This is a genomic window from Streptomyces sp. NBC_01283, from assembly GCF_041435335.1.
In the GTDB taxonomy this organism is placed as follows: domain Bacteria; phylum Actinomycetota; class Actinomycetes; order Streptomycetales; family Streptomycetaceae; genus Streptomyces.
The window spans coordinates 1943015-1956710 of the sequence record NZ_CP108430.1; the positions used below are offsets into that span (position 1 = coordinate 1943015).

The following is a 13696-nucleotide window of genomic DNA, read 5'->3' on the forward strand; positions in this document are numbered from 1 at the left end:
GGGTTCACTGCGTGCACATAGCTAAGGGTGACCTTACTTGAGCCGGTCATCCCTGGGGCGACCAGGGCCGGGCCGGGTCCTGCCGCCCTCGGACCAGCGGTACATTGCCGCCATGTCGATACCGAACCCCCAGCCCAACCAGCCGAATCAGCCCAACCCGTACCAGCAGACACCGAATCCGTACCAGCAGCCCCCGGGCGCGGTGCCGCCACAGGGCTCGCCGCAGCCCTACGGCCAGCCCCCGGGCCCGTACGGACAGCAGCCGGGTCCCTACGGCCAGCCGCCCGCACCGCCCGCGCCCCCGGCCGGTCCGCGTAAGCCCACGCCCGGCTGGGTGTGGGGACTCGGCGGTGTCGTGGTCGCGTCGGCCCTGTGGGCAGGGGCCCTCTTCGCCACCGGCAACCTCGGCTCCGACGGCGGCGACGGCGCGAAGGCGGACCTCGCCGGATACCAGTACACGAAGGATCTCTGCGACGTCTCCCCGCTCGACGGCTTCAAGAAGAAGTACGAGATCGACACGGACGCCACCTCGACGACCCACTACGGCTCGCGGCAGAAGGGGTTCGACATGAGCTACTGCAGCCGCAAGCTCAAGGACCCGGAGGCAGCCGCCGACTCGTACTCCAGCATCTACGTCTACTCGACCGCCCGCTGGCACAAGGCGACCGACCCGGAGGGCGAGTTCGCCTCCGAGCAGAAGGCCTACGAGGACCAGTCGCAGAAGACGTACACCTACAAGACCAAGGCCGTGAGCGGCATCGGCGACGAGGCCTACCTGGTGACCGACAGGAGCGGCTCGGGCGATGACGACCTCAACGGCATGACGCTCGCCGTGCGCGAGGGCTGGTTCACCATCGAGACGCGCTGGAGCTACTACGGCGGCTCGGACGGCAAGACGAAGCCGCCGACCGCCACGGAGGTCGAGGAGATGCTCAAGTCCGACACGCGCGTGACGATGGACGGGCTCAAGAAGTGAGGGACGGGTCCGGGCGGCCCTGAACTCAGCAGAGGGGCGGCGTGGGGCGGACGAGGCCCGACTGGTAGGCGATGACGACCAGTTGGGCGCGGTCGCGGGCGTCGAGTTTGGTCATGGCGCACTGGACGTGGGTGCGCACGGCGGCCGGGCTGGTGAGGAGCGCGTCGGCGATCTCGTCATTGGCCTTTCCCTCGGCGACCAGGGCCATCACTTCCCGCTCGCGTGCGGTGAGCGCGGCGAGGCTCTCGGGCGGCGCGAGGTGGCCGTCGGGGCCGGGGGTGGCGAGGAAGCGGGTGATGAGGGCGCGCGTGGCCGGCGGGGAGAGCAGCGAATCGCCCGCGACCACGGTGCGGATCGCGCCGAGGAGTTCGTCGACGCCGACGTCCTTGCCGAGGAATCCGCTCGCGCCGGCGTGCAGGGCACGGGCGACGTGCTCGTCGGTCTCGCCGGTCGTGAGGATGAGGACGCGGGTCGCGGTGAGGTCCGGGTCGGTGCAGATCCGGGTGGTGGCGGCCAGGCCGTCCGTGCCGGACATGCGGATGTCCATGAGGGCGAGGTCGGGGCGGTGGGTCCGGGTGAGTCCGTGGACCTCCTCGCCGTCGGTGGCCTCGGCGACCACCTCCATGTCGTCGCAGGAGTCGATCAGGGTGCGGAAGGTCGCCCGGAGGAGGGCCTGGTCGTCGGCAAGCAGGACGCGGAGGGTCATGTGGTGCGGTTCTCTTCCGGGTTCTCGGGGTGCGGCGGCAGGTGGGCGGTGACGGAGCGCCGCACGGCGCTGCCATCTGGTGATCGTCGAACTCTGCCATCAACGACCTTGATCCACGGTCGACGACGCGGCGTCCCGGCGCGACACAGGGCCGCTCGTGCGAAACACGGGCGACCCGGCGAGAATTGCCCCCGGTGCGGACCGGGGCCCTTACGGGCGCGGCCAGGGGTGCCCCTCCAGGCGCTCGATGTCGCTGTTGAAGCGCTGCAGGAAGCCGGCGAACGTCGCCACATCCTCCGGCGACCAGTCGTCCATGACCTTCTCCAGGCCCTGGGTGTACTCGGCCCGGTCGGCGTCGAGTTGCCGTGTGCCCTCGGCGGAGATGCGGAACTTGCGGGCCATGCCGCCGTCGGGGTCCGGGATGCGCTCGACGAGCCCGCCGCGCATCATGGCCGCGGTCTGCCGGTTCAGGGTGGAGGCGTCGAGGCCGAAAGCTTCGGTGAGCTGGCCGATGGACATGGGGCCGTCCATCTGGATGCGGCTGAGCAGGATGTACGCGCTACGGTCGAGGCGCCCACCGGACGAGCGGGTGCGGGGATTGAACAGATGCGAGTGCCGTCCGAGCAGCATCGTCTCGAATTCGACCTTCCGCACGGGCTTCTCCGTGCGTCCTGCGGGCTTGTCCATACGGCGACCGGGCTTGTCCATGCAGACATTCTACTCGATATATGCATCATACACTTTGCATGCATAGGGCACATCATGGCCCTGCTGAAGGACCGCGGTCACGCCTCTAGCATTTCTGCGGCTGTCACTCAGTTCCTCGCCTGTCACCCGATTCACCGGTGCGCGGACCGCCGTGCCGGAATTCCGAACGGAGTCGTCCGAGGGGTACGCGCCGGACGATCCGCTGCCGATCGGCCACCCGATACCGGGCACCCTCCTGACCGTCGACCGCACGGATGCCGGGCAGGCGGCCGAGGGCCTGGGCGAGCTACTCATCAGCGGGAGGGCATCGCCCGCGGCTGCCTCAACCTTCCCGACGCGACGGCCGCGTTCGGCACGCTGCCCGACGGGGGTGACCGCGTCCACCGCACGGGAGATCTGGTGCGACTGGACGCACAGGGCCGTCCGGTCGTCGTGGGCCGGGCCGACGGGCAGGTGAAGATCCGCGGCTACCGCGTGGGGCTCGGTGAGATCGAGTCGGCGGTCAGGGAGCTGCCGGAGGCGGCCGACGCGGCAGTGGTGCGGACCAGCTGAAGCCACGGTGGGACGACCGCTTCCAGCTCGAAGCATGACAGAACCCCACGGCCTCAGAGAGGCCGTGGGGTTCTGGCTGGTGTCCGAGGGGGGACTTGAACCCCCACGCCCGATAAAGGGCACTAGCACCTCAAGCTAGCGCGTCTGCCATTCCGCCACCCGGACAAGGTGTCTGTCGTTCGCGGGGTGTTCCCCGCGGCGACATGGACAACAATACCAAGCTTTCGGAGTGCCTTTCACCTGCGTATCCGTGCGCCGCCGGGCGGATGCCCGGCGGCCCGTGCCGCCACATCTACAGTCTCACCATGAGTGACGGGTTGATTACGGGAGTGTTCGGTGACGTGAAGGTGCGGCGGCCCCGGCTGCTGTCCCCGTTGCGCGAGCATCTGCGGGACACCATGTGGTTCGCGCCGACCGCCGGTCTGATCGGGGCCATGGTGCTGTGGCTGGTGGCGGCGGAGCTGGACAGCCGGCTCGTGGCGGCGGCAAGGGATGCCGGGGACTACGACACCGTCGAGAGTCTGATGAAGATCGCCGACGACGCGAAGGCGGTGATCAACACCATCGGCTCGGCCATGATGACCTTCATCGGTGTCGTCTTCAGCATCTCGCTGGTGGCCGTGCAGATGGCGAGCGGGCAGTTCAGCCCGCGGGTGGTCCGGCTGTACATCAGGTCGCGGATCACCAAGATCACGCTCACCGTCTTCCTGGCGACGTTCCTGTTCTCGCTGATGACGCTGACGTCCTTCGACAGCGAGAGCGATCCGCGTCTCCTGACGAGCGTGCCGCTGATCGAGTCACTCCTGGCGATGGCGATGGTCTTCCTGAGCCTGCTGCTCTTCGTCGCGTACGTGAACGGAACCCTCCGCATGATGCGGATCGGTTTCGTCATCGACCGGATCGCCCGGGAGTCGTTCCGGATGGCCCTGAAGCATCCGACCGAGGGAGCGGTGGACGACGAACGCCTCGGCCCCGCCACCGCCCGGATCATTCATCACGGGCGGGCCGGAGTGCTGCGGGACGTGCACATCGCCCGCGTCGTGCGTGCGGCCAGGCGCCACGGTGTGGTGCTGCGGCTGCTGCCCCGCATCGGCGACTTCGTGGTGCCGGGCACGCCGGTGTTCACCGTCCACGGTGGGGCGGCGCCGCCCCGGCGCGCGCTGCGGTACACGGTGTCGGTGGGCGTGGAGCGCACCTTCCACCAGGACCTCGGTTTCGGTCTGCGCCAGCTCGCCGACATCGCGCTGCGGGCCCTGTCCCCCGCGGTCAACGACCCGACCACCGCCGTCCAGGCCCTGGACCGCATCATCCAGTTCCTGGCGTCGGTGGCCGCGTATCCCCTGGGCGCCCTGCGCCACCGTGACCGGTGCGGGGCGGTGCGGATGGTGCAGCCCGTGCCGGACTGGACGGCGCTGGTGGATCTGGGGTTCGCCGAGATCCGGGGGTGCGCGGTCGGCAGTCCGCAGGTCGTCCGGCGCATGCTGGCGGGCCTGGACGACCTGCTGCGGCTCGCGCCCGAGGAGCGCAGGGAGCCCCTCCTGCGCCACCGCGAGCTGCTTGAGCGGGAGGTGGAACGCACGGTCCCGGAGGCCGCGGACCGCGCGTTCGCCCTGCGGCCCGACCGGCAGGGCATCGGTTAGGCCGTTCTCCGATGCCCGGTCGGCCGGGGCCTCACGCCATCAGGTGGTAGCTGGGGAAGTTCCCCGGCGGCCGTTCCATGGCAGGGCCATGGGTGACCGCGCGGACCAGCAGCTCGCCGCCGACGAACGCGCCGCGCCAGGACGCGCCGAACCCGCCGAACAGCTCGTCCCGGTCCCCGCGCGAGCGAGGCTTCCCGTGGCCGGTCTTGAAGGCGCGGATCTGCGGTGCGAGGCGTTCGTACGTCGCGGTGTCGTCGGTGGACAGGGTGGCGACCAGCGCTCCGTTCGACGCGTTCATGGCGGCGAGCAGCTCCGCCTCCGTGTCGACCAGGACGATGGTGTCGACCGGGCCGAACGGCTCCGCGTGGTGCAGCGGCGATGACGGGGGCGGGTTGAGGAGCGTGACGGGATGGGCGTACGCGTCCGTGTCCTGGCCCGGCAGGAAGCGGTCCGCCACCGGCGCGCCGCGGTACAGCGGCACGGCACCGCGGTCGATCGCTTCCGTCACCTGGTCGCGCAGCTCCTTGGCCTTGGCCGCGTTGATCAGCGGGCCGAAGTCCAGTTGCGGGAACGGGTCTTCGGCATGCGCGACCGCCAGCGGGTGGCCGACGCGGAGGGTGCGCACGGCCGGGAGGTAGGCGGCGAGGAACTCGTCGAAGAGGCCCCGCTGGACGACGAAGCGCGGATACGCGGTGCAGCGCTGCTTGCCGTAGTCGAAGAGCTTGGGGATGACGGCACCGAGCGTGTCCCAGTCGCTGTAGTTCCAGATGCCCCAGGTGTTGAGTCCTTCCTGTTCGAGGATGTGCCGCTTGCCGAGGTCCGCGACGGCGGTGGCGACCGCGGCGCCCGTGTCACGTCCGCCGACGAAGGAGACGCAGCCGATCTCCGGTGCGCGTACCAGCGCTTCGGACAGTTCTCCCCCGCTGCCGCTCACGAGGGTGACGGGGATCCCTTCGCGGGCTGCCAGCGCGCAGGCCAGGGTGAGACAGGCGACGCCGCCATCCGTCGGGGTCTTGGCGATGACCGCGTTGCCCGCGAGTGCCTGTACCAGCACTGCGTGAACGAGCACGCTCATCGGGTAGTTCCAGCTCGCGATGTTGGACACCGGGCCGTCCAGCGGGGTCCGGCCCTCGATCATCGGCTCGATGCCGTCGACGTACCAGCGCACGCCGTCGATGGCCCGGTCGACGTCGGCCTGGGCGAGCCGCCAGGGTTTGCCGATCTCCCAGACGAGGAGGAGCGCGAGCAGTTCGCGGTGCTCGGTGAGGGCGTCGAGGGTGGCGGCGACGCGGGCGCGCCGTTCGTCCAGCGGGACGTGGCGCCAGGCCCGGTGCTGGTCGAGTGAGGCGCGTACGGCCTGGTGGGCGGTGGCGGCGTCGAGGCGCGGCGGCCCTGCGATGGGGCTGCCGTCGACGGGTGAGGTGGCGGGCAGGGCGCGGCCGTCCGCCTGCCAGGTGCCGTTCCAGAGGTTGAGCACGCGGTCGTCGCGGAAGGCCTCGGGGGCGACGGCCAGGCAGCGTTGCCAGGCGTCGGCCCAGGCCGTACCCGCTTTGAGGACGAGGGGGTGGGTGAGGGTGGATGCCATTCGGGTGTCTCCGCTCACGGTGCACAGTCGGGGCGGGAGGTACATGGCTCGTGCGGGACCGCTCGTTTCGCGGTCCGTGTGTGCTGGGGGACGGTAGTGCAGTAAGGCCCTGCCACCTATGAGTGACATCACGCCCCGAGCTGGTTGAGAACGAGGCGGGCGGTTTCGGTCGGCGTGGCACCGACCCGTACCCCGGCGGCTTCCAGGGCCTCCTGCTTCGCGCGTGCGGTGCCGGACGAGCCCGAGACGATGGCTCCCGCGTGCCCCATGGTCTTGCCCTCGGGTGCGGTGAATCCGGCGATGTAGGCGACGACGGGCTTGGTGACGGCCTGTTGGATGTAGGTGGCGGCGCGTTCCTCCGCGTCGCCGCCGATCTCGCCGATGAGGACGATGAGTTCGGTTTCGGGGTCGTCCTCGAAGGCGGCGAGGCAGTCGATGTGCGTGGTGCCGACGACGGGGTCGCCGCCGATGCCGACACAGGTGGAGAATCCGATGTCGCGCAGTTCGTACATGAGTTGGTAGGTGAGCGTTCCGGACTTCGACACCAGGCCGACGTGTCCGGGTTTGGTGATGTCGGCGGGGATGATGCCCGCGTTGGCCTGCCCGGGGGTGATCAGCCCCGGGCAGTTGGGGCCGATGACGCGGGTGCCGCGCTCCTTGGCGTACGCGTGGAAGGCGACGGCGTCGTGCACGGGGATGCCCTCCGTGATGACCACGGCGAGACCGATCCCGGCGTCGGCGGCCTCGGTGACCGCCGCCTTGGAGAAGGCGGGCGGCACGAAGACGACGGTGACGTCGGCGCCGGTGGCCTTCATGCCGTCACGGACCGAGCCGAAGACGGGTACGGCGCGGTCGTCGAAGTCGATGGTGCGGCCCGCCTTGCGCGGGTTGACGCCGCCGACGACGTTCGTGCCGGCCGCGAGCATGCGGCGGGTGTGCTTCATGCCCTCGGCGCCGGTCATGCCCTGGACGAGGACCTTGCTCTCCTTGGTGAGGTAGATCGCCATGTCCCGGCTCCTTAGGCTGCGTTGGTGTGACCGGCGAGTTCCGCGGCCCGGCGTGCGGCGCCGTCCATGGTGGTGGCCTGCTGGACCAGGGGGTGAGCGCGTTCGTCGAGGATGGCGCGGCCCCGTACGGCGTTGTTGCCGTCGAGGCGGACGACGAGCGGCTTGGTCAACTGGACGGATTCCAGGGCCTGGACGATGCCGTCGGCGACGGCGTCGCAGGCCGTGATGCCGCCGAAGACGTTGACGAAGACGGACTTCACGGCGGGGTCGGAGAGGATGACGGAGAGGCCGTCGGCCATGATCTGGGCGGAGGCGCCGCCTCCGATGTCGAGGAAGTTCGCGGGGCGCGCCCCGCAGCCCGCGACGACGTCGAGGGTGGACATGACGAGGCCCGCGCCGTTGCCGATGATGCCGACCTCGCCGTCGAGCTTGACGTAGTTGAGGCCCTTGGACGCGGCCGCCGACTCCAGGGGGTCGTCGTGGTCGGAGTCGTCGGCGCCCCAGCGTGCCTGGCGGAAGCGGGCGTTGTCGTCCAGGGTGACCTTGCCGTCGAGGGCGAGGATCTCCCCCTGGGCGGTACGGACCAGGGGGTTCACCTCGACGAGGAGCGCGTCCTCGCGGACCAGTACCTGCCACAGCTTGACCAGTACGTCGGCGGTAGCTTCGGGTAGCCCCGCCGCCGCGGCGATCTCCGCCGCCTTCTCCTCGTCCACTCCCGCCGCCGGGTCGATCTCCACGCGCGCGACGGCCTCCGGGCGGCTCGCCGCCACCTCCTCGATCTCCATGCCGCCCTCGGCGGACGCGATCGCGAGGAAGCACCCGGCCGTGCGGTCCAGTACGTAGGAGACGTAGAACTCGCGGTCGATCTCGACGGGTTGGGCCAGCATCACCTTGTGCACGGTGTGGCCCTTGATGTCCATGCCGAGGATCCGGCGTGCGGTGATCTCGGCCGCGGCCGGGTCCGCGGCGACCTTCACACCGCCCGCCTTGCCGCGTCCGCCTGTCTTCACCTGCGCCTTGACGACGACGCGGCCGCCCAGGCGCTCGGCGCCCGCGCGTGCCTCCTTCGCCGTGTCGGCGACCTCTGCCTGCGGCACCAAGATGCCGTGTTCTTCGAAGAGTTCCCTTGCCTGGTGCTCGAACAGGTCCATTCCGGCTCCTCACCGCTGTGTCGATCCGGGGAGCGACCCCCGGGCCCCCGAAAAGTGACGCACGCCCCCTGGACACCACTCACCGGATGCGGGATAACAAGCTTCATACAGTATTCGTCGACTGTATGCAATCTACCGCGAGAGCACCTACGAGCAGCCTGTGAGCGCTCCAACTCCCCTACGAAGGGACAGGACTTCGCCATGCCCGACGGCAGCAGCGACACGAACCAAACCCACATCTCCGGTGGGCATCTGGTCGCCAAGGCACTCAAAGCAGAGGGTGTGGAGGTCATCTACACCCTGTGCGGCGGCCACATCATCGACATCTACGACGGCTGCGTCGACGAGGGGATCGATGTCGTCGACGTACGCCACGAGCAGGTCGCCGCCCACGCGGCCGACGGCTACGCACGCCTCACCGGAAAGCCGGGATGCGCCGTGGTAACGGCGGGACCGGGAACCACGGACGCCGTCACGGGCGTCGCGAACGCCTTCCGCGCGGAGTCCCCCATGCTGCTGATCGGCGGCCAGGGAGCACACACCCAGCACAAGATGGGGTCACTCCAGGACCTTCCGCACGTCGACATGATGACGCCGATCACCAAGTTCGCCGCGACCGTGCCGGACACGGCGCGGGCGGCCGACATGGTGTCCATGGCCTTCCGTGAGTGCTTCCACGGCGCTCCAGGACCGTCCTTCCTGGAGATACCCCGCGATGTGCTCGACGCCAAGGTGCCGGTGGAGAAGGCCCGGGTGCCGCAGGCCGGGCACTATCGCGCCTCCACCCGCTCGGTGGGCGATCCAGAGGCCATCGAGAAGCTCGCCGACCTGCTCGTGCACGCCGAGAAGCCCGCGATCCTGCTCGGCAGCCAGGTGTGGACGACACGGGGAACGGCGTCCGCCATCGAGCTCGTGCGGACCCTGAACGTGCCCGCCTACATGAACGGCGCGGGGCGCGGCACCCTGCCGCCCGGAGACCCGCACCACTTCCAGCTCTCGCGGCGGTACGCGTTCTCCAACGCCGACCTCATCGTCATCGTGGGGACGCCCTTCGACTTCCGCATGGGCTACGGGAAGCGGCTCTCCCCTGACGCGACGGTCGTGCAGATCGACCTCGACTACCGCACCGTCGGCAAGAACAGGGACATCGACCTGGGCATCGTCGGCGACGCCGGCCTCATCCTGAAGTCGGTCACCGAGGCCGCCTCCGGACGTCTCAACGGAGGCGCGTCCAAGCGCAAGGAGTGGCTCGACGAACTGCGCGCCGCCGAGCAGACGGCCATCGAAAAGCGGCTGCCGAGCCTCAGGTCCGACGCCTCACCGATCCACCCCTACCGCCTCGTCAGCGAAATCAACGACTTCCTTACCGAAGACTCCATCTACATCGGCGACGGCGGCGACATCGTCACCTTCTCCGGGCAGGTCGTGCAGCCCAAGTCGCCCGGCCACTGGATGGATCCGGGACCGCTCGGCACGCTCGGCGTCGGCATCCCCTTCGCGCTCGCCGCCAAGCAGGCACGGCCCGACAAGGAGGTGGTGGCCCTCTTCGGAGACGGCGCCTTCTCGCTGACCGGGTGGGACTTCGAGACGCTCGTCCGCTACCACCTGCCCTTCGTCGGGATCGTCGGCAACAACTCCTCGATGAACCAGATCCGTTACGGCCAGAAGGCCAAGTACGGCGAGGAGCGCGAACGCATCGGCAACACCCTCGGCGACGTCCACTACGACAAGTTCGCCCAGATGCTCGGCGGCTACGGCGAAGAGGTCCGCGACCCCGCCGACATCGGCCCGGCGCTGCGGCGGGCGCGCGAGTCCGGCAAGCCCTCGCTGATCAACGTATGGGTCGATCCGGACGCGTACGCCCCCGGAACCATGAACCAGACCATGTACAAGTGAGGAGCCCGCGCGATGACGACCAAGGCTCTTGAGGGCGTACGCGTCCTCGACATGACACACGTCCAGTCCGGGCCCTCCGCCACGCAGCTCCTCGCGTGGCTGGGCGCGGACGTGGTGAAGCTGGAGGCGCCCTCCGGGGACATCACGCGCAAGCAGCTGCGTGATCTCCCGGACGTCGACTCGCTCTACTTCACGATGCTCAACTGCAACAAGCGGAGCATCACCCTCAACACCAAGACCGAGCGCGGCAAGGAGCTCCTCACGGAGCTGATCCGGCGCTCTGACGTGATGGTCGAGAACTTCGGCCCGGGCGCCGTGGACCGGATGGGCTTCACCTGGGAGCGCATCCAGGAGATCAACCCACGCATCGTCTACGCCTCGATCAAGGGCTTCGGAGAGGGCCCCTACACGAACTTCAAGGCCTACGAAGTGGTGGCACAGGCCATGGGCGGCTCCATGTCGACCACCGGCTTCGAGGACGGGCCGCCGCTCGCCACGGGTGCCCAGATCGGTGACTCCGGGACCGGCATCCACGCCGTAGCCGGCATTCTGGCCGCCCTCTTCCAGAGGGAGAACACCGGCCGCGGACAGCGCGTGAACGTGGCCATGCAGCACGCGGTGCTCAACCTGTGCCGGGTCAAGCTGCGCGACCAGCAGCGCCTGGCGCACGGGCCGCTCGCCGAGTACCCGAACGAGGACTTCGGTGACGAGGTGCCGCGCTCGGGCAACGCGAGCGGCGGCGGACAGCCCGGCTGGGCCGTCAAGTGCGCGCCGGGCGGACCGAACGACTACGTGTACGTCATCGTGCAGCCCGTCGGCTGGCAGCCCCTCACCGAGCTCATCGGGCGTCCCGAGCTCGCCGAGGACCCCGAGTGGGCCACTCCGGAGTCGCGGCTCCCCAAGCTCGGCAAGATGTTCCCGCTGATCGAGGAATGGTCCTCCACGCTCCCCAAGTGGGAGGTCCTGGAGCGGCTCAACGCCCACAACATCCCCTGCGGCCCGATCCTCTCCACCAAGGAGATCATCGAGGACGCCTCGCTGGCCGCGAACGAGATGGTCGTGGAGGTCGCGCATCCGCAGCGCGGCTCCTTCACCACGGTCGGCTCCCCGCTGAAGCTGTCGGACTCCCCTGTGAACGTGGTCAGTTCGCCGCTCCTGGGCGAGCACAACGCGGAGGTCTTCGTCGGTGAGCTCGGCCTAGGTGACGAGGAACTGCGTCTGCTCAAGTCGAACGGAGTGATCTGATTGATGGCCGAAGACCGCGCACTGACGGTGCGGGCGCTCCTCGACTCGGTACGCGCGGAGGGGCGGACGTCCCTGACGGCGCCGGAGGGAAAGATCCTCGCGGACGCGTACGGGATCGCCGTGCCCGGCGAGGAGCTGGCGACGGACGTGGACGAGGCGGTCGCGCACGCGGCCCGCTTCGACGGCCCCGTCGTCATGAAGATCGTCTCCCCCGACATCCTGCACAAGACCGATGCCGGCGGTGTCATCGTCGGGGTGCAGGGCGCCACCGACGTGCGGGCCGCCTTCTGCGAGATCGTCAAGAACGCGCGTGCGTACGCTCCGGAGGCACGTATCGAGGGCGTGCAGGTGCAGGAGCTGCTGCCCTCCGGCCAGGAAGTGATCGTCGGGGCGGTGACCGACCCGACGTTCGGGAAGGTCGTCGCCTTCGGGCTTGGCGGCGTACTCGTCGAGGTCCTCAAGGACGTCACGTTCCGCCTCGCGCCGGTAGACGCTGACGAGGCCGCATCGATGCTCGACTCGATCCGTGCCGCCGAGGTGCTGCGCGGCGTACGGGGCGCGCCCGCGGTGGACCGGTGGGCGGTGGCCGAGCAGATACGCCGGGTGTCCCGACTGGTCACCGACTTCCCGGAGATCGCCGAGGTGGACCTCAACCCGGTGATCGCCACTCCGGAGGGCGCGATCGCCGCGGACATCCGCGTCATCCTCGCCGAAGGGGCTCCGAAGAAGCGCCGTACCTACACGCGCGAGGAGATGCTCACGTCGATGCGGCGGCTGATGGAGCCCCGCTCGGTCGCCGTGGTCGGCGCCTCCAACGAGCAGGGCAAGATCGGCAACTCCGTGATGCGCAACCTCATCGACGGCGGCTTCTCCGGAGAGATCCATCCGGTGAACCCCAAGGCCGATGACATCTTGGGCCGCAAGGCGTACAAGAGTGTCACGGACGTTCCCGGTGAGGTGGATGTGGCGGTCTTCGCGATCCCCGCCAAGTTCGTGGCGTCGGCCTTGGAGGAGGTGGGCCGCAAGGGCATCCCCAACGCGGTCCTCATCCCTTCCGGGTTCGCCGAGACCGGTGAACAGGCGCTCCAGGACGAGATCGTGGAGATCGGCGAGCGGCACGGGGTGCGCCTTCTCGGGCCGAACATCTACGGCTACTACTCGACGTGGCAGAACCTGTGCGCCACGTTCTGCACGCCGTACGACGTCAAGGGCGGGGTCGCCCTGACGAGCCAGTCCGGTGGCATCGGGATGGCCATCCTGGGTTTCGCGCGCACTACGAAGACGGGCGTTTCGGCGATCGTCGGGCTCGGCAACAAGTCCGACCTGGACGAGGACGACCTCCTCACGTGGTTCGGCGAGGACCCCAACACCAAGTGCATCGCCATGCACCTGGAGGACCTCAAGGACGGCCGCGCCTTCGTGGAGGCCGCGAAGGCGACCGTCCCGAAGAAGCCGGTCGTGGTCCTGAAGGCCGGACGTACGGCCGCCGGGGCGAAGGCCGCCGGATCGCATACGGGCGCCCTGGCGGGCGACGACGCCGTGTACGACGACATCCTCAGGCAGGCGGGCGTCATCAGGGCCCCCGGACTCAACGAGATGCTGGAGTACGCGCGCGCGTTGCCGGTGCTTCCCACCCCGCAGGGCGACAACATCGTGATCATCACGGGTGCGGGCGGCTCCGGTGTGCTGCTCTCCGACGCGGTGACCGACAACGGGCTGCGGCTCATGGAGATCCCCGACGACCTGGACGCGTCCTTCCGGGCATTCATCCCGCCCTTCGGGGCGGCGGGCAACCCCGTCGACATCACCGGAGGCGAGCCCCCGTCGACGTACGAGGCGACCATCAGGCTCGGCCTGGAGGATCCGCGCATCCACGCGCTCGTCCTGGGCTACTGGCACACCATCGTCACCCCGCCCATGGTCTTCGCCGAACTGACGGCCCGCGTGATCGCGGAGTTCCGTGAGCGCGGCATCGAGAAGCCCGTCGTCGCCTCCCTTGCGGGCGACGTCGAGGTCGAGGAGGCCTGCCAGTACCTCTTCGAGCGGGGCGTCGTGGCGTACCCGTACACGACGGAGAAGCCGGTGGCAGCCCTCGGTGCGAAGTACCGGTGGGCCCGGGCTGCCGGCCTGTTGGGGGGCGGTCCATGAGGTGACCGGTGTGGGGGCCGGCCGGCGGTGCGCGTCGGCCGGCCCCGGGACCCGTGCGCACACGAAAGGAATTGGACAGGGG

The 13696-nt window shown here is 69.5% G+C and carries 11 protein-coding genes and 1 tRNA gene; 6 read left to right on the top strand and 6 right to left on the bottom strand.

All coding sequences use genetic code 11. The features are described from left to right. The first annotated feature begins 112 nt into the window (after positions 1-112). Positions 113-976: a hypothetical protein gene (locus OG302_RS08860; protein ID WP_371526257.1), complete on the top strand. Its 864-nt coding sequence runs from the start codon at positions 113-115 to the stop codon at positions 974-976. A 25-nt stretch (positions 977-1001) separates the two neighbouring features. Here OG302_RS08860 and OG302_RS08865 read toward each other — a convergent pair whose 3' ends face one another. Then, positions 1002-1682, bottom strand: coding sequence for a response regulator (locus OG302_RS08865; RefSeq protein WP_371526258.1), 681 nt, complete (start codon positions 1680-1682; stop codon positions 1002-1004). Between the two features lie 210 nt (positions 1683-1892). After that, on the bottom strand, positions 1893-2369 hold the full coding sequence (locus OG302_RS08870) for a MarR family winged helix-turn-helix transcriptional regulator (protein WP_371750065.1): 477 nt from the start codon (positions 2367-2369) through the stop codon (positions 1893-1895). A 420-nt stretch (positions 2370-2789) separates the two neighbouring features. Between OG302_RS08870 and OG302_RS08875 the strand changes: the two genes are divergently transcribed. Further along, positions 2790-2942 carry a hypothetical protein gene (locus OG302_RS08875; RefSeq protein ID WP_371526259.1) on the top strand — a complete coding sequence of 51 codons (153 nt, stop codon included), beginning with the start codon at positions 2790-2792 and terminating at the stop codon, positions 2940-2942. A gap of 77 nt (positions 2943-3019) precedes the next feature. On the opposite strand, the gene OG302_RS08880 is transcribed toward OG302_RS08875, so the two are convergent. Next, positions 3020-3107, bottom strand: a tRNA-Leu gene (locus OG302_RS08880). A gap of 140 nt (positions 3108-3247) precedes the next feature. On the opposite strand from OG302_RS08880, the gene OG302_RS08885 reads away from it, so the two are divergent. Next, positions 3248-4582: a DUF2254 domain-containing protein gene (locus tag OG302_RS08885; protein ID WP_371526260.1), complete on the top strand. Its 1335-nt coding sequence runs from the start codon at positions 3248-3250 to the stop codon at positions 4580-4582. A 31-nt stretch (positions 4583-4613) separates the two neighbouring features. On the opposite strand, the gene OG302_RS08890 is transcribed toward OG302_RS08885, so the two are convergent. From OG302_RS08890 to sucC, 3 genes are all read right to left on the bottom strand, one after another. Next, positions 4614-6167 (bottom strand): aldehyde dehydrogenase family protein, encoded by a 1554-nt coding sequence (locus tag OG302_RS08890; protein ID WP_371526261.1) that lies wholly within the window; start codon positions 6165-6167, stop codon positions 4614-4616. A gap of 128 nt (positions 6168-6295) precedes the next feature. Continuing rightward, positions 6296-7174, bottom strand: coding sequence for a succinate--CoA ligase subunit alpha (sucD, locus tag OG302_RS08895; RefSeq protein WP_371526262.1), 879 nt, complete (start codon positions 7172-7174; stop codon positions 6296-6298). Between the two features lie 11 nt (positions 7175-7185). Beyond that, the gene (sucC, locus tag OG302_RS08900) at positions 7186-8325 is read right to left on the bottom strand and encodes an ADP-forming succinate--CoA ligase subunit beta (protein WP_371526263.1); all 1140 of its coding nucleotides are present in this window, start codon (positions 8323-8325) and stop codon (positions 7186-7188) included. A 201-nt stretch (positions 8326-8526) separates the two neighbouring features. On the opposite strand from sucC, the gene OG302_RS08905 reads away from it, so the two are divergent. Genes OG302_RS08905 through OG302_RS08915 form a run of 3 tightly spaced genes read left to right on the top strand, consistent with a single transcriptional unit; the run spans position 8527 to position 13614 of the window. Then, positions 8527-10221, top strand: coding sequence for a thiamine pyrophosphate-binding protein (locus tag OG302_RS08905; protein ID WP_371526264.1), 1695 nt, complete (start codon positions 8527-8529; stop codon positions 10219-10221). Positions 10222-10233: 12 nt separating this feature from the next. Continuing rightward, complete coding sequence (frc, locus tag OG302_RS08910; protein WP_371526265.1) at positions 10234-11466, top strand: formyl-CoA transferase; 1233 nt, start codon at positions 10234-10236, stop codon at positions 11464-11466. Positions 11467-11469: 3 nt separating this feature from the next. After that, positions 11470-13614, top strand: coding sequence for an acetate--CoA ligase family protein (locus OG302_RS08915; RefSeq protein ID WP_371526266.1), 2145 nt, complete (start codon positions 11470-11472; stop codon positions 13612-13614). Positions 13615-13696: the final 82 nt, after the last annotated feature.